Annotated in this window: 20 protein-coding genes and 1 tRNA gene; 14 read left to right on the top strand and 7 right to left on the bottom strand. The window is 34.1% G+C overall.

The features are described from left to right. Window positions 1-783 (bottom strand): NAD(P)H-hydrate epimerase (locus C1642_RS19490; RefSeq protein WP_228153896.1); only part of this gene is annotated, 783 nt, incomplete at its 3' end. A 28-nt stretch (window positions 784-811) separates the two neighbouring features. Between C1642_RS19490 and queG the strand changes: the two genes are divergently transcribed. Both queG and bioB read left to right on the top strand, forming a co-directional pair. Next, a complete protein-coding gene (gene queG / locus C1642_RS14045) occupies window positions 812-1900 on the top strand; it encodes a tRNA epoxyqueuosine(34) reductase QueG (RefSeq protein ID WP_000204462.1) in 1089 nt (362 codons plus the stop codon). Window positions 1901-1999: 99 nt separating this feature from the next. Continuing rightward, on the top strand, window positions 2000-2989 hold the full coding sequence (bioB, locus tag C1642_RS14040) for a biotin synthase BioB (RefSeq protein ID WP_000175360.1): 990 nt from the start codon (window positions 2000-2002) through the stop codon (window positions 2987-2989). A 46-nt stretch (window positions 2990-3035) separates the two neighbouring features. Here bioB and C1642_RS14035 read toward each other — a convergent pair whose 3' ends face one another. Then, the gene (locus C1642_RS14035; RefSeq protein WP_000030991.1) at window positions 3036-3248 is read right to left on the bottom strand and encodes a hypothetical protein; all 213 of its coding nucleotides are present in this window, start codon (window positions 3246-3248) and stop codon (window positions 3036-3038) included. A 63-nt stretch (window positions 3249-3311) separates the two neighbouring features. Beyond that, the gene (locus C1642_RS14030; RefSeq protein ID WP_001061891.1) at window positions 3312-3662 is read right to left on the bottom strand and encodes a hypothetical protein; all 351 of its coding nucleotides are present in this window, start codon (window positions 3660-3662) and stop codon (window positions 3312-3314) included. Window positions 3663-4107: 445 nt separating this feature from the next. Between C1642_RS14030 and C1642_RS14025 the strand changes: the two genes are divergently transcribed. From C1642_RS14025 to C1642_RS14000, 5 genes are all read left to right on the top strand, one after another. After that, window positions 4108-4644, top strand: a complete 537-nt coding sequence (locus C1642_RS14025) for a fimbrial protein (protein ID WP_103236472.1) — start codon at window positions 4108-4110, stop codon at window positions 4642-4644. A 70-nt stretch (window positions 4645-4714) separates the two neighbouring features. Then, window positions 4715-5455 (top strand): molecular chaperone, encoded by a 741-nt coding sequence (locus C1642_RS14020; protein ID WP_103236471.1) that lies wholly within the window; start codon window positions 4715-4717, stop codon window positions 5453-5455. A gap of 51 nt (window positions 5456-5506) precedes the next feature. Next, on the top strand, window positions 5507-8044 hold the full coding sequence (locus C1642_RS14015) for a fimbria/pilus outer membrane usher protein (protein ID WP_146035336.1): 2538 nt from the start codon (window positions 5507-5509) through the stop codon (window positions 8042-8044). After that, the gene (locus C1642_RS14010) at window positions 8041-9060 is read left to right on the top strand and encodes a fimbrial protein (RefSeq protein ID WP_103236469.1); all 1020 of its coding nucleotides are present in this window, start codon (window positions 8041-8043) and stop codon (window positions 9058-9060) included. The genes C1642_RS14015 and C1642_RS14010 overlap by 4 nt, the downstream gene beginning before the upstream one ends. Before the next feature lie 576 nt (window positions 9061-9636). Next, window positions 9637-9816, top strand: a complete 180-nt coding sequence (locus C1642_RS14000) for a hypothetical protein (RefSeq protein WP_000905609.1) — start codon at window positions 9637-9639, stop codon at window positions 9814-9816. Window positions 9817-9855: 39 nt separating this feature from the next. Here C1642_RS14000 and C1642_RS13995 read toward each other — a convergent pair whose 3' ends face one another. After that, on the bottom strand, window positions 9856-10707 hold the full coding sequence (locus C1642_RS13995) for a LysR family transcriptional regulator (protein ID WP_000568099.1): 852 nt from the start codon (window positions 10705-10707) through the stop codon (window positions 9856-9858). 94 nt (window positions 10708-10801) lie between these two features. Here C1642_RS13995 and C1642_RS13990 point away from each other — a divergent pair, with 94 nt between their 5' ends. The 3 genes from C1642_RS13990 (at window position 10802) to C1642_RS13980 (ending at window position 13976) form a co-directional block, all read left to right on the top strand. After that, complete coding sequence (locus tag C1642_RS13990; protein WP_001043467.1) at window positions 10802-11731, top strand: DMT family transporter; 930 nt, start codon at window positions 10802-10804, stop codon at window positions 11729-11731. 112 nt (window positions 11732-11843) lie between these two features. Continuing rightward, window positions 11844-12308, top strand: coding sequence for a hypothetical protein (locus tag C1642_RS13985; protein WP_001046933.1), 465 nt, complete (start codon window positions 11844-11846; stop codon window positions 12306-12308). 252 nt (window positions 12309-12560) lie between these two features. Then, a complete protein-coding gene (locus C1642_RS13980) occupies window positions 12561-13976 on the top strand; it encodes a purine-cytosine permease family protein (RefSeq protein WP_103236468.1) in 1416 nt (471 codons plus the stop codon). 57 nt (window positions 13977-14033) lie between these two features. Here C1642_RS13980 and C1642_RS13975 read toward each other — a convergent pair whose 3' ends face one another. Further along, entirely contained in the window at window positions 14034-14471 is a 438-nt protein-coding gene (locus tag C1642_RS13975) for a PACE efflux transporter (RefSeq protein ID WP_001161759.1), read from the bottom strand. Between the two features lie 89 nt (window positions 14472-14560). On the opposite strand from C1642_RS13975, the gene C1642_RS13970 reads away from it, so the two are divergent. Next, on the top strand, window positions 14561-15460 hold the full coding sequence (locus C1642_RS13970; RefSeq protein WP_001010554.1) for a LysR family transcriptional regulator: 900 nt from the start codon (window positions 14561-14563) through the stop codon (window positions 15458-15460). A gap of 584 nt (window positions 15461-16044) precedes the next feature. Here the strand turns inward: C1642_RS13970 and C1642_RS13965 are convergent. Further along, complete coding sequence (locus C1642_RS13965; RefSeq protein ID WP_000108035.1) at window positions 16045-17277, bottom strand: integrase family protein; 1233 nt, start codon at window positions 17275-17277, stop codon at window positions 16045-16047. A gap of 157 nt (window positions 17278-17434) precedes the next feature. Between C1642_RS13965 and C1642_RS13960 the strand changes: the two genes are divergently transcribed. Further along, a tRNA-Ile gene (locus tag C1642_RS13960) sits at window positions 17435-17511 on the top strand. A gap of 129 nt (window positions 17512-17640) precedes the next feature. Here C1642_RS13960 and C1642_RS13955 read toward each other — a convergent pair. Continuing rightward, the gene (locus C1642_RS13955; RefSeq protein WP_000532436.1) at window positions 17641-18441 is read right to left on the bottom strand and encodes a hypothetical protein; all 801 of its coding nucleotides are present in this window, start codon (window positions 18439-18441) and stop codon (window positions 17641-17643) included. 115 nt (window positions 18442-18556) lie between these two features. On the opposite strand from C1642_RS13955, the gene C1642_RS13950 reads away from it, so the two are divergent. Both C1642_RS13950 and C1642_RS13945 read left to right on the top strand, forming a co-directional pair. Then, window positions 18557-18733 (top strand): helix-turn-helix domain-containing protein, encoded by a 177-nt coding sequence (locus C1642_RS13950; protein WP_103236467.1) that lies wholly within the window; start codon window positions 18557-18559, stop codon window positions 18731-18733. Between the two features lie 6 nt (window positions 18734-18739). Beyond that, window positions 18740-20092 carry a DUF3987 domain-containing protein gene (locus C1642_RS13945; protein ID WP_103236466.1) on the top strand — a complete coding sequence of 451 codons (1353 nt, stop codon included), beginning with the start codon at window positions 18740-18742 and terminating at the stop codon, window positions 20090-20092. The last annotated feature ends 242 nt before the right edge of the window (window positions 20093-20334 follow it).

The following is a 20334-nucleotide window of genomic DNA, read 5'->3' as shown; positions in this document are numbered from 1 at the left end:
TGCATGAAAAGCAGCTTCAGCAGCCATAATGACGGCCCCACCCATTTGCTCATGTCCACCTATCACCAAAACATGCCCATAACTTCCTTTATGTCCAAAAGCCATACGTTTAGGAAGGTTGATATGTGTTGGCGTCAAGTAAGCAAGAGGTTTCAGCTCTTGGTCTATTGGTATTAAATTAATTAAATGAATTTGTCCTGCATATTCTTTACCTTGGCCGGTAAACAATCCTGCTTTAAGCCCTAAAACAGTAAATGTATGATCAGCCCGTATTGCACAAGGTAAAGTAGAGCCAGTATTTGCATGTAAACCACTTGGTATATCAATCGAAATTTTTAGCCCTGCTTGCCCATTAAATTGTTGAATCGCGTGTTGCCAATAACCGTTTAATTCACGGTTTAAACCAATCCCAAACAACGCATCAATATGACAATCAAAGGTTTTACTCACCTCAAAACCTTGGTGAACCTGAACATCATTTTCTTTCGCAAAATCGACAGCATGGTGTAAATCAGTTGATTCACCCAACTCAGCCGCAAATATCTCTACATGGAATCCCGCCTGTTTTAAATAACTCGCTATAAAATATCCATCACCTGCGTTATTGCCCTGTCCGCACCAAACAGCAATATTCTTAAAATTTTGTTTTTGAAAAAGTACAATGAGTTGTTGAGTGATTGACCAAGCTGCTTGTTGCATTAAACCTAATGATGAGTTTTGCGCAGCAAACCAACGTTGCTCCCATGCCTGGATATCTTGGCTATGGTAAACTACCGCCTGCATATTCTTATCCTCTTGCATTTTTCGGTTTATGACATCTTCCAACACATCACGCATTGCAGTGCAACAAATTGATCCACATGAATTAAAAGCATGGATCAAAGCTCAAGCATTAGACTTGGGTTTTGCTGATTGTGTCATTGCCAAACCAGATGCTCAAGAGCAAATGCCACGTTTTTTAGAATACCTTGAACGTGGTTATCATGCAGATATGACCTATTTAGAAGAAAATCTGGAAAAGCGAGCAGATCCAACTTTATTGGTGCCAGGAACAAAAAGTATTATTTGCGTACGTATGAATTATTTGGTGGAATCACCAAAACCACGATATGTACCCTTCGAACCTAACTCTGCGATTATTGCCCGTTATGCTCGTGGTCGTGATTACCATAAGGTGATGCGTGGCAGATTAAAAACGTTAGCCACACGTATCCGTGAAAAAGTGGGAGATTTTGAATCCCGCCCTTTTGCTGACTCGGCACCTATTTTTGAGAAATCATTAGCTGAAAGTGCTGGGATGGGCTGGACAGGTAAACATACTTTACTCATTCATAAAAAGTCAGGTTCATTCTTTGTCTTAGGTGAACTATTTACATCACTTGACTTACCTTTTGATGAACCTGCTACTTCTCACTGCGGTTCTTGTAGTGCGTGTATTGATATTTGCCCGACACAAGCGATTGTCGAACCTTATATGTTAGATGCTAGACGCTGTATTGCTTATCTCACCATCGAATATAAAGGAATCATTGCAGAAGAATTACGTGCAGGCATTGGTAACCGGATATTTGGTTGTGATGACTGCCAATTAATTTGCCCGTGGAATAGTTTTGCTAAAACAGCATCTATTCCCGATTTCAATCCTAGACATGGTTTAGATAATATTAGTTTGCTTGATATTTGGCAGTGGGACGAAGCTACTTTTTTAGCCAATACAGAAGGCAGCCCAATACGACGTACAGGTTATCAATCCTTCAAACGTAATATCGCTATCGGTTTAGGCAACGCACCGTACTCAAAAGAAATTGTAGATCAGCTAAACAAAGGCAAAAGTTTACATGACGAAATCGTCAATGTGCATATTGATTGGGCAATTGAACAGCAACTTAATCAACTTTAGCTATCAAATTAAAAAAATGATGTTTTTTGCCCTATAGCTTTAATACGAATTCTGTATGATTATGTACAGTGAATTAATGCCATCATCATGGATATGACAATGACTCTACGTAATGATTGGACTCGTGAAGAAATCCAAGCTCTATATGAACAACCTTTTTTGGATTTAGTTTTTAAGGCTCAACAAGTACACCGTGAGCACTTCACTGCCAATACAATTCAGGTCAGCACCCTTTTATCTATTAAAACGGGTAAATGTCCTGAAGATTGCAAATATTGCTCTCAATCTGCACATTACGATTCAAAATTAGAAGCAGAAAAACGTATTGCTGTTGAAAAAGTAATTAGCGAAGCAAAAGCTGCAAAAGATTCAGGTTCATCTCGTTTTTGTATGGGTGCTGCTTGGCGTAACCCTCATGAGCGTGATATGCCTTATGTTTTAGAAATGGTACGTGAAGTTAAAGCATTAGGTATGGAAACCTGTATGACTTTAGGTATGCTTAATCAATCACAAGCAGAACGCCTAAAAGATGCTGGTTTAGACTATTACAACCATAACCTTGATACTTCTCGCGAGTATTATTCCCACATCATCAGCACACGTACTTTTGATGACCGTTTGAATACTTTAGATTATGTACGTCAAGCTGGTATGAAAGTATGTAGTGGCGGTATTGTTGGTTTAGGTGAAAGCCGTGAAGATCGCATTGGTTTGTTACATGAATTAGCAACCTTGCCTATTCATCCAGAATCTGTGCCAATCAACATGCTTGTTCCAATTGAAGGTACACCATTAGCTGATGTTGAAAAACTAGATGTTATTGAATGGATTCGTACTATTGCGGTAGCACGTATTATTATGCCGCATAGTTATATTCGTTTATCTGCTGGTCGTGAATCTTTAAGTGACTCAGATCAAGCTTTAGCATTTATGGCGGGTGCAAATTCTCTGTTCTCTGGTGATAAATTACTTACGACGCCAAATGCAGGTGAAGGTAAAGACCAAGCATTATTTAATAAACTAGGGTTAACAGCTGAAAAGCCAAAACCAACTGTTTCTGATTTATCAGTTGATGCGATGAGTGCTTAACCTCAGCAAAAACTGAAAAGCCCTGATCATTCAGGGCTTTTTTCATTTATACAGAAGTGACTAATATGCCATAAGTAGCATTCAGAAAGGTTCCAACTCGAATAATATCCCTACCTGCCGCATGGGTAACCGATAACTCTTGGCTCAATACATCAAAGTGAAAAGATTCAAAAACATCTTGATGGTGTAAGAGCCAAGTCACTGTATCTGCTATATTATCATCTGCAATATAAGTTAAGGCTTTAAAGTCTTTACTCATAAATAACTCTTAAAAATAAATTTTATGAATTCTATATGAGTTCATTCTACCTTAAAAGAAAATCTAAGCAGCCTTCGGATTCACTAATGAACGCCCCGACAATAAGCTTGTTAACGCTTTAGGTGAAAACTCTAAAGAAAGTACATGATTCTTTAAATTGATTGAGTGGCTACTAATCAATGGTAAAAGCCCCTCTTCTGTTTCTAAAACATACTCATCCGCAATGTTTAGAATACCTTCTAGATTTGTTGTGCTAGAGGCTAGATCGTGGCTAAAGACATCATAAATTGTTTGTAAATTAAACGTCGTGTTCTGTTCAGTAGGATGTTTGAGTAAATAGTCTTTTAAAAACAAGACTAATTTATGAGCAAAGAAAAAATAATTCGGTTTATACGTGTATTTCATGTTGTTCATGGAACCAAACTCCAGATGATCTTTTATTGAATTACAACTAAAACACTAGGAATTAAACCTTAAAATTTTCTTAAAAAAATAAATATATTTACACGATATATAAAAATTAATTTTAATAATGAAAATCAACTAGTTAATTTATCCAAAAATATATAATTTATATAAAATTACAATAAAAAAATCAATTCTTAAAAATTAAAAAACTTAAATGAAAATTATTATCAAATTAATTTAAATAAAATAATTTCATGATATTTTACCATATGGTATAAATTAAAATAAAAACCGCATTTATCAATAAAAAATAACCAATCAAAATACATAAAAATATAATGTTATTCTTGTTTTTTACTTGAAAGGTGCTATATTTCCACCGCATTACTTGATCAGAATAAAAGCACTGAAGAGTAATAAAGCGATATTTATTGAATATTTTGGGGATTTTATGAAAAAATTTATTTTTATTGCGGCTAGCTCTCTTTTTAATATTGCAGCAGCACAAGCAGCTGATGGTACGATCACTATTAATGGTTTAGTAACTGATAATACGTGTACGATTGATACTGGTGATAAAAATCTCACTGTAAATTTACCAACAGTATCATCTCAATCTTTGAAAAATGCGGGCGATGTTGCTGGTCGTACACCTTTTCAAATCAATTTAACGAATTGTGCTTCAGTTGGTAAAGTCGCGACTTATTTTGAACCAGGCGCAACAGTTGATTTTAATACTGGTCGACTATTGAACCAAGCTACCTCTGGTGCAGCTGCCAATGTCAACATCCAATTATTGGGTAGCAACAATGCAGTAATTCCTGTAATTGCGAAAGGTGCTTCTGGTGCACAAGATAACTCACAATGGGTAAATGTTTCTGCTGGAGGGAATGCCGATCTTAATTATTATGCTGAATATTATGCAACTGGAACATCTACAGCAGGTACTGTAACGTCACAAGTGAAATACACGATTATTTATCAATAAATTAAAACCAGCTTCTATTTTTAAATAGAAGCTATATCTCATCTATTATTTATTATTGAGAATATGACTCATGCTTTTTCGTGGTCGTAAATTTTTTTGGGGAATGGCTTGTCTTCAAGCATTAATTGCTACTACAGGGCATGCCGAAATAGTACTTCATGGTACACGTGTAATCTATCCATCAGATGCTCGAGAAGTAAACTTACAACTCAGCAATAACGGTACAGCACCTTCCTTGGTTCAAGCTTGGATTGATGATGGAAACGCTAAATCAACTCCCGATGAAGCGAATGTCCCTTTTATCATTACACCACCTATTTCAAGAGTAGAACCCTCTAAAGGGCAAACTTTACGAATTACTGCACTACCTAATGCTTCTCAATTAAACCAAAATAAAGAAAGTGTATTTTGGCTTAATGTATTAGATATACCACCAAGGCCGGAAGGTAAAAAACAAGAAAATAATGAAGTATTAACCAATAATTTTCTTCAATTAGCGATACGTTCACGAATTAAGTTCTTTTATCGACCAGTAAGTCTAGAAGAAAATATTAATATATTAAGTGAAAAAATTCAGTGGGTAAAAAATGGTGAAAACTTGCTTATTAAAAACCCTACTCCCTTTTACATTACAATAAGCTCAGTTTTTCAAGAAATAAATCATCAAAAAACAGATTTATTAAAACAGGGTTTAATGCTTTCTCCTTTTTCAGAAGATCAAATAAAACTTAAAAATAGCAATATAACAAATATGAGCTTTGTTTATATAAATGATTATGGTGGAAGAATTGAACAAGTAATAAGGTTCTAAGCTTACCTACTTTTTAATTTAAACACCTACTCATGAACAGGCATAAAGACGATGTCAGAATGGTTCATATCCAGTATATGCTTTAAAAAGCGCACTACATATTATTTAGTATTGAGTCTCGCAATTAATATCCCCTTAACTGTATATGCATCAGACAATATGAATAGGGAAAATATTTTAAAAGCTGACTTTGATACTAATTTTTTAGTGGGAAGTGCACAGAAAATTGATATTGGTCGATTTAAGTACGGCAATCCTATTTTACCGGGTGAATATAGTCTTGACGTCTATATTAATGGGCAGTGGTTAGGAAAACGAAAGTTTGTTTTTAAAAGTACTCGTTCGAATGAGAATGCAAAGACCTGTTTTACCCCAGATATGCTTTTAGAATATGGAGTTAAACCAGAAATTTTTCATCATGAAGTAAGTAGTACCTTTACCTGTAATGACTTGGACAAGTGGGTTAACGATGCTTTTTATCAATTTGATACTTCTCGTCTGAGACTTGATATTTCAATACCACAAGTAGCTTTACAAAAGAATGCTCAAGGGTATGTCGACCCACGTTTATGGGACCGCGGTATAAATGCAGCTTTTTTTGCATACAATGCTTCTGCCTATCGTATTGTAAATAATAACCATGAAACAAATCATGCGTTTATGGGTACAAATGTTGGTCTAAATCTCTATGATTGGCAATTACGCCATACTGGGCAGTGGAAATGGCAAGATCATAATGAAATACAAGAAAAGGTTTCTTCCTACACATCAAATAATACATATGCCCAAAAGGCTTTTCCCAAGCTCAATAGTGTTGTTACTTTAGGTGATTATTTTACCAATAATAATTTTTTTGATGCCCTACCTTATCGTGGGATTAACATATCAAGTGATGACCGCATGCTTCCTAACAGTATGCTCGGATATGCTCCCCAAATTCGAGGTTATGCCAAAACCAATGCAAAAGTAGAGGTGCGTCAGCAAGGAAATTTAATTTATCAAACGACTGTTACACCCGGAAGTTTTGAAATTAATGATCTTTATCCCACAGGCTTCGGTGGCGAATTACAAATCTCTATATATGAAACAAATGGAGAAATTCAAAAGTTTTCTATTCCTTATGCTGCTGTCATTGAGATGCTAAGACCTAAAATGAGCCGATATTCTTTTACTTTGGGACAGTTTAGAGATGCCAATATCAATCTAAAACCATGGCTAGTGCAAGGTAAATATCAAAGAGGTATCAATAACTATTTAACAAGCTATACAGGCTTTCAGGCAACTGAAAACTACCAGTCTTTTTTAATAGGTAGCGCATTTGCAACCCCAATCGGTGCAATTTCATTTGATGCAACTCAGTCGTCAGCTGAGTTCGAACAAAAACCCACCCTTAAAGCACGAAGTTATCGTTTAAGTTATAACCGACTATTTACTCCAACCAACACCAATTTAACTTTAGCTACGTATAGATATTCCACAGAAAATTATTTGAAATTACGCGATTCAATTTTAATTCGCGACTTGCAACAACAAGATATTGATAGCTTTTCCGTGGGGAAACAAAAAAGTGAATTTCAGATCACATTAAACCAAGGCCTTCCAAATCAATGGGGTAATTTTTATTTAGTAGGCTCGTGGATTAAATATTGGAACCAGCCTAATCGTAATCAACAATTCCAATTTGGATATAGTAATCAATTTAAAGATCTGACTTACAGTATTTCTGCAATTACTCATGAGTTTGACCAAGAAAATCAAAATTCTGGTCACGAAACGCAATATTTGTTGTCTTTATCTTTTCCACTTCAATTTAAAAAAAATACCGTTAATTTTAATAGTTCTATTGCAGAAGATAGCCGAACTTTAGGAATGAGTGGTTATATCGGAAACCGCTTTGATTATGGCTCATCAATTTCATATCAAGATGCAGGACAAACAAGCCTAAATATTAATGGCACCTACCGTACTAACTATACAACTATAGGCGCTTCTTTTGGTCAGTCCGATACATACCAACAAGAAATGATCAATTTAAATGGAAGCTTGGTCGCTCACTCACAAGGTATTTTATTTGGCCCAGACCAAGTACAGACCATGGTATTGGTATATGCGCCTCAAGCGACTGGTGCTCGAGTCGGCAATACACCTGGTCTAAGCATTAATAAACAAGGTTATGCTGTCATTCCTTATGTAACACCCTATCGCTTAAATGACATTAGCCTTGACCCTCAAGGGATGCCATCAACTGTTGAACTTACGGAAACAAGTCATCGTATTGCCCCGTATGCAGGATCAATCACTAAAGTTAACTTTTCAACAAAAACGGGATATGCAGTTTTTATTAGCACCCAAACACCTAATGGCGGCCATTTGCCATTTGCAGCACAAGTTTTTAATCAAAACAATGAAATAGTCGGAATGGTAGCCCAAGGTAGCCGGATTTATTTACGTACTCCCCTAACTCAAGATCATCTTTATGTGAAATGGGGACAAAGTAATAGTGAAGAATGTCAACTTGATTATGACATTCAATCAAAAATCTTACAGGAAAAACAATCAATTATTATGACAGAGGCAGTCTGCAAATGAAAAAAATTCTTATAAAGAGCGGTTTACTCATCACTAGTTTTTTTATTTATAACCAAACCTATGCCAACTGTACTTTAAGCAAGGGCTTTACCACAGTCGATATTCCAATGACGATTGGAACTATTGTAGTACGCCCGACCGATCCAATCGGAACAGTTCTCCAAAAGAATACTTTTACTATTTCACCCAATAATTCGACTGCAACTTGCAACCGTGCCAGTGACCAAATTACAGCGGCACTTCCATTAAACTATCCTGTTAGCTCGATTGGAAATAATGTGTATGCAACCAATATTCCGGGTATAGGTATTCGACTTTATAGAGAGGCATTCGACTCTACAGATTTTTCTGGATATTACCCTTATAAACGCACCTTGACTCCTAATACAACATATACGCTTTCACCAGGCTATTTTGTCATGGAAGTGATTAAAACTGCTGCAACTACAGGTTCAGGTGCATTAGTTGCTGGTCGTTACAGTACCTATTATGTAACAGGACAACAAAATCGTCCTTTCTTAACAACTACAGTATTGAGCAGCTCCCCTATTCTTATTGCATCATCTTCTTGTGAAATTCAAAACGGTATAGATACGGTTGTTCAGCTTCCCACTGTGATGAAGTCAGGTTTTAGAGCCATTGGATCAACTCAAGGTGAGAAAAACTTTAATTTATCGATTCTTTGTAATGGTGGGGAAAATAACTCGGGTGTACCAACGAGTAATACACTGAGTTTAAGCTTTGACTACAATTCTGATACTTCAAATAGTCAGGTTATTAATAACAGTGCTGCTGACTCAACTAAAGCGAACGGAGTTGGTGTGGAATTGTTATGGAATATGAATGGCGCGAACAATCCTATTCGAAAAGGAAACAAACTAGATATTGGTACAGTAAGTTCTAACCAGACAGTACAGTACGATATTCCTTTAACGGCGCGTTATTATCAAACTGCTTCGAATGTAACAGCTGGTGAAGTCAAAGCTAATGCAACGGTAACGATCCAATATGATTAGTATTTCTTCTAAACACTAGATCTTAGTAGTAAGTAGTAGGCTTTATAGAATGAATAATTTTTAATTAATACTAAAAAAGTCAAATGATCACACACATTATTTTTTAAATTTTACTAATAAATAAATTAAAAAAATGCTCATAAGCGAAAAAAGCTAATGAGCATTAGTGATAACCACTTAACCTGAAATACAAATTGTGGGAAATAGATCACAATTTGCATGACTATAATTTCAAAATTTAGCTTAAATATCAAGTCTTTTTTTTAACAAAAGTTTGATAAATTTATTTAACCCTTTAATTTTAAATAAAAATAAATTAAAAATAAAGTTTGCAATTTCTATTTTACAGGCTTTCTAAAGAATTATCATTCTATTAATTCAAAAAACATAAATTTTATATATACGAATGTATAGTAAAATTAAAAAGTGCTTAATTAGGAGGGTTTAGTTAGAAGTAAATATTATGTAATTCGATAAATTATAAAGCTTTACACAACCTATAAGAAAAAAAACAAACACATATCTGGAAATATTTTTCAATTACAGCCTAACTTCAAGTTTTTATTACAAAACCACATGCTCATTATTTGGAAAATATTTTGTATTTTATTATTAAGTTTAGGGGCTTTCGGAGTTGGTTTAGGTATTAGTTATTTAGATTTTTTCTTATTTTTTATTGGTTTACTTTTTTTGCTGTGTTTTTTTCTAGCCTTGAAGCAAGCAAGAGAAGATGCAGGAAGTTTTCCTGATGAATAAAAATTAATTAAGCTAATTGAAGTCAAGGCTTAAGCAATATTAAACACGAAAAGATTCAAAACAATCTAAAAGAAAATCCATCACTACCCTTACTGCAGGACTACTCCGCAGATCTTCATGAATTACTAACCAAATTTCAGCACTCATTGGGTCATCATCAGGTAATTTTACTAAATGACCTTGCTGGCCTAAAAAATCAGGTAGTACAGCTAAACCAACTGCTCCACAAGTAGCCCGCCATTGAAGCTCAGGATGATTCGTAACCATAACAGGCTCTTTATAATTTAACCGTTGTTTTAGCTTTTGCTGTTTTTGTCCTTGAACTCCACCAACTTCAACACTAATCCACCCATAGTTTTCTTCTTGTATAGCATCCAAATATTCTTGGGCTGCATATATGCCAAAAGGAACTTCACCAGCTTTACGCGCAATTAGATAATCATCTTTAGGGCGTCCAAAGCGAACTGCGATATCTGCTTCGCGATGCTGTAAGGAGGCATAATGAACATCACCGAGTATTCTCAATTGTAGCTCAGGATATTGACGATAAAACTTACCAAGATGGGGCATTACCAAATGTGCAGCCGTAGCTGGCGGTAGACTTACCGAAACTACTCCACTAATTTCCTGTTGTCCTGCCTGAGCTAGACGTTCAATAGAAAATGTTTCTTCCATCATACGTGTCACGATTTTGGCCAGACGCTCCCCCTCTGAAGTTAAAATATAAGTACGAGGTCTACGGTCCACTAATTTTAGTTTTAAATTATCTTCTAACTGGGCAATTCTTCTTGCAACAGTAGCATGGTCAACACCTAACTTTCTTGCAGCAGCTGAAAGTGTCTTCTCTTCAGAAAAAACTGAAAAGTAATGTAAATTTTCCCAATCAATCATTGTGCAAATTTTCACATCAGAGATGAATTAATATGGAATTGTACACCTTTATGTGATTACTCAGAATAAAGACATTCTTTTTCGGAGCCCAATCATGAATAAATCAATGGTGTATGCCTATACTGGTGTTGTAATCACAATGCTGTTTTGGGGCTCGGCATTTAATGCGATGTCTTATGTGATTCAATATATGCCACCTCTTTCAGCAGCAGCTGAACGTTTTACAATTGCAAGCCTTGGTCTATTTATTCTTTTTGCAGCTATAGGAAAGCTACGTTGGGCCGCATTACGGCAAAATTTAGCTATCTATCTTATTATTGGAATTATAGGTATTGCCGGTTTTAACCTAGGCTGTTTCTATGGTTTACAAACCACCTCAGCAGTCAATGGCGCTTTAATCATGGCCACAACACCTTTAATTACTTTATTGTTAACAATTTTACTTGATGGAGAAAAACTAACACTTAATAAGTCTATTGGTGTTGTATTTGGTTTAAGTGGTGTACTTTTTGTTATTAGTCATGGCCATATTTCAACGCTACTACATTTAAAAATAGCAATCGGGGACTTATTCATCTTACTAGGTGGTGTCAGTTTTTGTTTAGCGAATGTGCTATCACGCCGTTATGTAAAAAATGCTACACCTTTAGAGACCACAACCTTTTCCATGATGTTCGGTGCTTTGACTTTAATCATATTAAGTGTAATTTTTGAGCACCCTTCTCAAGCAATTGCTATGGCGCCTATCACTGCACACTTAGCTATGGGATACGTCATTATTTGTTCTACCATGATTGCTTATTTATTTTGGTTTAATGGTATTCAAAAACTAGGTGCAGGCCGAGCATCAATCTTTTTTAACTTTGTTCCGGTTTTTAGTATGTTAGTTGCCTTGTTAGCTGGTCAATCACTTAATATCTGGCAACTTATAGGCACAGCTTTAGTCATGCTTGGCGTGATGAGTAGTGGAGGATTTATTCAGATTAAACGTCCTGCACTTATAGCTAAGCCTTGCACAAAGTAATGATCACACAAATTCATCTTAATTATTGCGTTGTAACAAAGAATGTATGTTTCTTTAAAACTTAACAAATGGTTGCCATATATAGTTTTAAAACACAACAAGGAGAATTAAGATGAATTTGGATTTTACAACTATCGAAAAACAGGCCAAATTGCTAAAAGAAGAGCAAGAGAAACTAGAACAGCAAGATCATGATTTCCAGTTAGCTTTAGACAAGCATAGAGAATCATTAAAAAATTTATTTAAAGAACTTTTTCATGATCGAGAAATTAAAACAGAAAATGGAGGACAGTTTTGTGTAGTATTTGGTGATTTTAAAATATCTCTACTCATTGAAACAGCCAAATTCGAGAATGGTGTTCCTGTTAAATTAAATTCCGTTAATCCAATTATTGTTAAATTTAAAAAGGATAAGCCCGTTGCAAAAGCCCAATTTTCTGATGCAACCCAATATCTTGATAGTGGTTTTGAAACACCCCACTATCAGTACTATTACAAACACGATGATAAAACACAGTTAGTTCAATTTTCGGAGTTACCTGTATTTTTTCAAACAATCCTTGATGCAGAAGTCTGATTATCTGCCCTCACTGGAGGGCTTTTTTATAAACTGAATTTACGGATCAAACAGACTCATCTTTATAAAAATAGTCGTAACATCAGTTTTGTTTTCTCAACTCGTTTTAATTTACAAACAAAAAAATTTTAAGGTATCGGCTCAAAAAACCATTTGCTTCTTTTTTAAATAGCTTGTATATACATGTTTGTATTTGTTTATACAAAAATGGATCTAATAATAGAAAAGCTCTTAAAGGATAAGGAGAGTGTTATGGACTCATCAGCTGGGAAATCGAAAAGCGGATTTGTTGAAAACCGAAGTATTGACTTTATTCCTGAAAATGAAAGGCATGGCAGTATATTTGCCCAATTTACGCTTTGGCTCGGGGCCAATTTACAGATTACAGCTATTGTTACAGGTGCATTAGCCGTCGTATTAGGTGGTGATGTATTTTGGTCAATCATTGGCCTCTTTATTGGACAATGCTTTGGTGCTGCCGTTATGGCTTTACACGCAGCTCAAGGTCCAAAACTCGGCCTCCCACAAATGATTTCGAGTCGAGTCCAATTTGGAGTATATGGTGCCTGTATCCCCATCATTCTTGTTTGTCTTATGTATATTGGCTTTACGGCCACTGGTGAGGTACTCGCAGGTAAAGCAATTGCCCATCTAGCACAGGTGAGTAATACAACAGGTATTTTAATCTATGCTTGTTTTATTATTATATTTGCGACAATTGGCTATCGTTTAATTCATTGGGTAGGCAAAGTTGCAAGTGTTATTGGTTTAATTGCTTTTGTTATTATTTTAACTCAAATTTTAGCTCTCTCTAATATTTCAGAATTGCTTGCTGTACGGCATTTTAGCTGGTCATCATTTTTATTAGCAGTTTCTCTTTCTGCTTCTTGGCAAATTTCATTTGGACCTTATGTAGCAGATTATTCTCGTTATCTTCCTACAAAAACATCTTCAACACGCGTATTTTGGGCAGTTGGGCTTGGGTCTTTAATAGGCTCCCAAATTTCAATGATGCTCGGTGTATTTATTGCTCAAGTCTCGAATGGTGGTTTTGTTGGTAATGAAGTTCAGTACGTTGTAGGCATGAATCCAATCGCTCTTGTGATTACTTTTTTATATTTTAGTATTGCATTCGGAAAGGTCACTTTATCTACACTTAATGCTTATGGCAGTTTTATGTGTATTGCGACCATTTGGAACAGTTTTAAGCCAAGTGCTCAAATTTCAAAATTAACGCGACTTACAATTGTTCTTGCGATGGTAATTATCTCAACATTTATTGCAGTTGTAGGTGAACATACTTTTTTAAGCGCATTCAAATCTTTTATTTTGTTCCTTCTTACATTTTTCATTCCTTGGAGTGCAATTAATTTAGTTGATTACTATTTTATTTCTAAAGAAGAATGCGATGTAAATGCCTTATATGACCCAAATGGTAAATATGGCCGCTGGAACACGATTGGAATCGCTTGTTATTGTATTGGTATCTTACTTCAGTTGCCCTTTATTGATAGTAAATTCTATAAAGGACAAATTGCCGAAATGTTGGGTGGAGTCGATTTATCTTGGCTAGTGGGATTGTTATCCACTGCAGTTTTATATTATGTACTTGCCAAAAGAGCTCAAATAAAAATTTCAAAAGCTCTTCAACTTGAACGAGTAAAATAATGTTAAGACGAGATATCAAAGTCTAAAATAACACTTTGATATCTCATTAATATTTTTCTACTGTTGAGCAGTACTTGGTTGTGCAGAGGCAGGCAATCCAAATAACTTATCGAATGTCCAATTAAATATGAATGTATAAATTGGAATGATAATAATAAATGCAACATCTAACCAAAATGCGGCAACAAGAGAAATATTCATCCACCACGCAATAAGCGGAATTAAGAACATTACTAAAGTAATTTGAAATCCGATCGCATGCGCAATTCTTCGTTTAACCGTACGCGACTTACTTTCTTGGCGAGCCTCCCATTTTTCATAAAGAATGTTGTAGATAAAGTTCCACGTTACCGCAATAGTAGTAATCATCACTGAAAGTGGCCCAGTGTGCTCTACACTATCTCCGGCCAAAAGAGCCAAACCAACTGATGAAATCACCATTCCAATAATTTCATAAGAAGAAACATAAACAATACGACGTTTTAAACCTTGCATAATCTTTCAACTTTTATTACTTCTTATTATTTTAGTTTCAGCTAAAATCATATATAAAGTTAACAGCTTTCAGTTCTACTGATATCAAAATGAATTTTAATAGTGAAAATATCGAACTTTTCTTAACTGTATTAGATACTGGATCTTTCTCGGCCGCGGCACGTAAGTTAAATCGAGTGCCATCAGCAGTGAGTATGGCAATTGCCAATATTGAAGCAGAACTTGGTTACCACTTATTTGAACGTACACACCGCAAAGTTATTCCTACCGCGGCGGCTTTAGCATTGGAACCTCAAGCGCGTATTATTGCTGAACAGCTTAGGCTATTAGCTACGCATGCTTATGAACTTTCACTTGGTCTTGAAAGTAAATTAAAAATAGGTGTGGTTTCAGATGCGAATACTGAATTACTTTTTAAAGCCATAAAGCAACTAGCAGAGAAGTTTCCCCTTCTTAACCTAGAAATTATTACAGCTCCTCAAGATGATATTCTAAATTTACTTTATACAGAAAATATTAGCCTTTGCCTTGCAGGTTCAAATCTCAATATAAAAATGCGTGAAAGCCTACAATTAGTAATGACAGAAACAGTTATTGCTACGATCTCTGCTCATCATCCGTTTTTAAAAGAACAGAATAAGTTAAACACGATTGAAGAGTTAATTAATATTCGGCAAATTGTGGTCGCAAGTAGTGAGCTGGATATGGAAGACTCACGTTCAATCATTGGAGCAATGTACTGGAAAACGAATAGCTTACAAACAGCAATTAATATGGTCGAAGCTGGCTTAGGATGGGGAAATTTTCCCTTATCTTTGGTAAAAGAAAAGATTGAACAAGGCCACTTAGTTCAATTAGATTTTAAAAATACGAAAAATCATTTGCCTTTATCTATTTATCTCATTTGGCTTCAAGATAAACCGTTATCGAAAGCAGCCAGAGAGCTTGTCCAGATTGTTCAAGCAAACTTATCTCAAACTTGTCATTAAAAAACCGCCATTTAGACGGTTCTTTAGGAGCTATTTAGATTTATTAGACTCTATAACTTTTTCATCATAATGCTTATAACAATAGCCAAACATCGCACCTGCACTGAAGAAAAACATTGCTTTAAACATGATGACACTCCTATGCCTTATTGATTGAAAGTTAAACTTAGCATTTAGCCATGTTTCACTTTGAGTACTATTTAAATCAGTTTTGTTCATAATGAAAAATTACGTGACAATCTTTTTCAATTTATTAAAAACACTTATTTTGTTGATTTTATTATATTAATTTTCATAAAAAAACGAGAACTCTATGATTAAATTAAAGAAAGCAAAAAGCCTATTCATGATGAATAGGCTTCTTACTGTATTTCAGGACTAAGCAATAATAATAATTATCAAAAATACTCTACTACTGTATAAATTCCAAGTGTTTTAGTCAAGTATAAAATTGATCAATTACAAAAGGTTGTAGAAAATGAGAAACAATCTTCATTCTAGGTTTTATCCATAAAACTTACTTTAAATTTATACTATTTTTGACCCTGTACGGCTTCTATTTCTAGCTTTGAAAGTACAAAATTTTATAGATTAATATTGATAGATTTAATAAGTTCATCTCGATAGGGACCAAGAATAATTTGCTCAACCTTGTTCATTCTATTACGCATATCCTGAGCATGAGCAATATTCTTAACGTCTAGCTTTTCTTCATACTGATCTGTTCTTTTGCTAGCTAATGGTTTATTAGTTAAATGATTTAACACAAAATAAAATGTTCTACGTAGATCTTGAAAAGTAAAAGAAAGATTACATTGCTCATTAATTTTTTTTCTAAATTTCGAAATATTAATAATATGACCAGATTCAGATTTTACAGATGGAAAAACCCACTCTCCTTTATTTTGTATTCTTCGTTTTTTCATCAGATGCCAAAGAAAGTTTCCCATATAAATTTTATAGTACACATTATTATATGGATTTATAAAAGAAAGAGTTCCTTCCTCTAAATCTATATTTTTCCAATGTAAAGATTCACACTCATTCCTAAAAAGCCCTGTTAATATAAGTGTTAATAAAAAATCCTTATTTGTTTCATTTTCCTGTCCCCTACCTTTATATTCAATAATTGCTTGCACCCACTTGGTTAGATTATCCACATCGATATAGTTTCTTCGAGGTAGAATTTCTTCCCAGAGCTGTTTCTTCTTTAACAAATTAACCGGGTTTATCCTTGGTATAATTACTTCACAATTTTTATTTTGATAATACATAATTGAAAAACGATAGACCGCTCTAAGTACACGCATAGATAAATTAGCTTTTGCATAACTATACTGAGATAGCTGAATATACTTTTCTTCAATCCTCTGTTCAGTAATATTAATCAGTTTAAGTTCACTTAAGTCTATTAAATATTTTTCTATAACTTCTCTATAGTCAGCTAATGTCCTTTCTTTTAACTCGTGGTGATTTATATATACTTGGAAAGCTTCTTTGAGATAAGGCTGATCAATTTTCTCATTTAAACTATTTTTTAATATTTTATTATTTTTAATGCTTAAAGGGTTTGAGTCAGTTAACTCTTTTAACTTCTGCTGTGCAAGTATACGGGCGTCTTCAACAGTAATTTTTTCATAATCCCCTAATTTACAACGAATTGATTTCCCTTTTACTTTCTTCTCCACAATGTAAGTTTTATAAGAGTTATTTACACGAATAGCAAAGCCAATAATCTCACTGTCACGATAAATAGCCGGTGTGAGTTCAAGTTGATCGATAAATGACTTAGTTAGCTTTACTCGTGAAGTGCTCATAAGCTAGAATCCCTATCGCTTGTGATAATTAACAATATAGCAAAATATTTTTCAGGTCTACTGCTGCTACTTTTGAAAAATACTTGTGTTTAATAAAAAAATTGATTAGTATTGCAGGCACTGAAAAGCCTTGAGATTAAAAGCTTTTCTGATTATAGGGCCTATAGCTCAGTCGGTTAGAGCAGCGGACTCATAATCCGTTGGTCCACAGTTCGAGTCTGTGTGGGCCCACCAAATAAAACAACCACTTAGGTGTACTAATCCTAAGTGGTTTTTTTGTTTTTAGATTTTAGTAAGCATATAGTAAGCAACATAAATCAACTCTTATCATCTAAGCGTGATTGCTTATCCTTATACTAAATACTACCCAAACAATGACTTGTGAAATGAAGCAAAATCTTGATTAGGACTGTGAATGAATTTGATAATTTGAGGATGAGTAATTAAGAGATTTTCTTTTTCCATTGATAACCTTCTAATATCTTCACCCCAATTCTTTTCCCGGTATTGTCTCCAATTAAATTTTACCTTTAAAGGTCTATTATATCCCATAGTATTTATTGCAAATATTTGTTCTAAAAGCTCATCAAATAAAAGTACATGAGAACGATGTAAATGGTGATTTTTTTTTATCAGTTGCTCCAAACTCTCAATAATAATGGAATTAGAATCATTAATTAGACTATGGCTGCCTATGGTATAGCCCCAACGATGAAGTAAATACAATACAGATAGACTATCTAATGAGCTGAATTGGGCAATTTTAAAAAGATTTTCTTTGTTAAACTCTCTCATCGAATAAAAATCTTTATCTAGCAGTGCCTCTGTTAGGTAATAAGGGAGTTTCCGTAACTGGATTAAAATTAATTCTTCATCTTGTGGTTGATTGTTTAAATCACTCCATATCTGATGAGTTAAGATTTCTGCCGACCCTATGATCTTAGAATCAACGATGTCTATCCATTCATTTTTAGGGCTCGAAAGTCCATATTTATATTTTTTAAATAAATTATTATCTTGATTTTTATTGATATTTTTGTAAATAAATTTTGTGAATGCATAATCCGTTTTAATAGCATTGAAGTGGGACAATTGATTAAAACAGAAGTCATACCAAGTGATGGTTTTTGCATATTCGATACGCGATCTTGAATGTCTTCCCACAATAAAGTACTCAATAAAGTTAAATAATAGGGTAAAGAAAAGAAATATATCTATACAATATTTTTACCCTAAAAAAGATGTTTTGATAATAAGAAATCTACAAAGAGATATCAAAATGACTGAAAAACTATTACTTACAACTGCTGAAGCAGCAAAGCTTTTAGGCATGCAACCTCAAACTTTACGGAGATGGGCCATTTATGAAAATGGGCCTATCATCCCAAAGAGGCATGGCCGTTTACTTCGCTGGAATCGTAATGAAATTTTAAAATTTGCTGGCGAAACTCGCTGAGGAAATATGAAAATAAAATCAATAGAACTGAACACATCGAAAAAAGCTCAACGATCTTTTGATGATACTTATCCAGTTCATGCTTTCCCAGAAATAATTGCAAAAGCAATTAGAAAGTCTGCATATTATCATCATGTACCGTTATCCGTCGCGGGGCAGGCATACTTAGGTGAACTAGCTTTTATTGCGCAAAACGAAGTTGATGCTCCGAGTGATAAAGTTAGTACAGGTCAGCCATGTAGTTTATTCATGTTAACAATTTTTCCAAGTGGTGAAGGTAAAGATGTTTGTAAAAATGATGCAAACAAAATTAGTCGACAAATTGAATTAAAAAATATAGAAGAATATCAGTTAGATCTAAAAAAATGGCATGCTTTACCCTCAAAACAAAAGGGAGAAATGCCAAAAAACCCACTATCAATATTCAAAAAAGCCACAATTCAAGGGATTGTCAGCACTATTTCGAATAGTGAAAGTAATAGTTTTATTTGGTCTACTGGCGAGGGTGGATATATTTTTAATGGTTATTCACTAACTAGTAGTACAGCAGGTGAAGCACTGAGTACTTTAAATGATCTTGTTGATACAGGTTCTGCAAACACTGTTTTAAGAAATGAAGATGATAATCAGTTTTTTAATAACAAGAGATTTTCTTTAGATATAGCTGTGCAAGATGTTATCGCAAGACCAGCTTTGAATAATGAATTATTGCGGGAACAAGGTATTTTAGCACGTGTGCTTTTTGCAGCACCGGAGCCGTTACCCTATCACGATATTTCTTGGGAAAGCTATGTTATGAAATCATTCGATGATGAAGATATAAAAGCATATTGGGATTTTTGTGAAAAGATAGTCAATGACAGAATAGTAAACAAATTTGGTAATGAAAGATTTTTAATAAAAAAATCAGAATCTGCTGAAAAGAAACATTTTGATTATCAAACTTATATTTTAAGAGAAGTTGATAAGAATGGTAAATATACATATATTCGTGCATATGCTAAGCGTACTATACAATATGTTTTGCGAGTAGCTACAGTATTGTCTTTTTGGGAAAGGAAAGAAATAATAGATGATAAGACCATGAATAATGCTATTGATTTATGCTTATTTTCATTAAATGAGTGGATTAGATATTATAATTGTTCGGAAAAATCACATAGTAAATTACTGCTTGAATGGTTATTATCACAAAAAGAAAAAAAGATTTTAAAATCAAGTATATTACAGTTTGCCCCCATTTCTTTGCGTAATAAATTTATTAGAGATAATGCTATTGAATATCTCATTGATACAAACATGATTACTATAGAGAAAATTGGAAGAAGTGACTATATTGTGATGAATCAGAATAACTAGTGCTAAATTAGCTAAACTTATTTATTTCTATATTAATCAATACATAAGACCTAGCATGGCTCATGCTAGGTCTTGCTATTTTAGCAAATTATATAAGATCTTAGAAAATAAATTCGATTTGCTAATTTAGCAGTATTTAGCGTACTGAAAGCTAAGCTAAAAACCTTATAGTGAAATGCATATAGCGCTTTTAGCAGAAATTTTTATATGTCGTCACATTGTATCTAACTAAAAATTATTTA

The organism is Acinetobacter sp. AKBS16 (assembly GCF_002899995.1).
GTDB lineage: Bacteria > Pseudomonadota > Gammaproteobacteria > Pseudomonadales > Moraxellaceae > Acinetobacter > Acinetobacter baumannii.
Note: the sequence above shows the minus strand (reverse complement) of the source record. Positions and strands in the feature narration are given on the sequence as shown.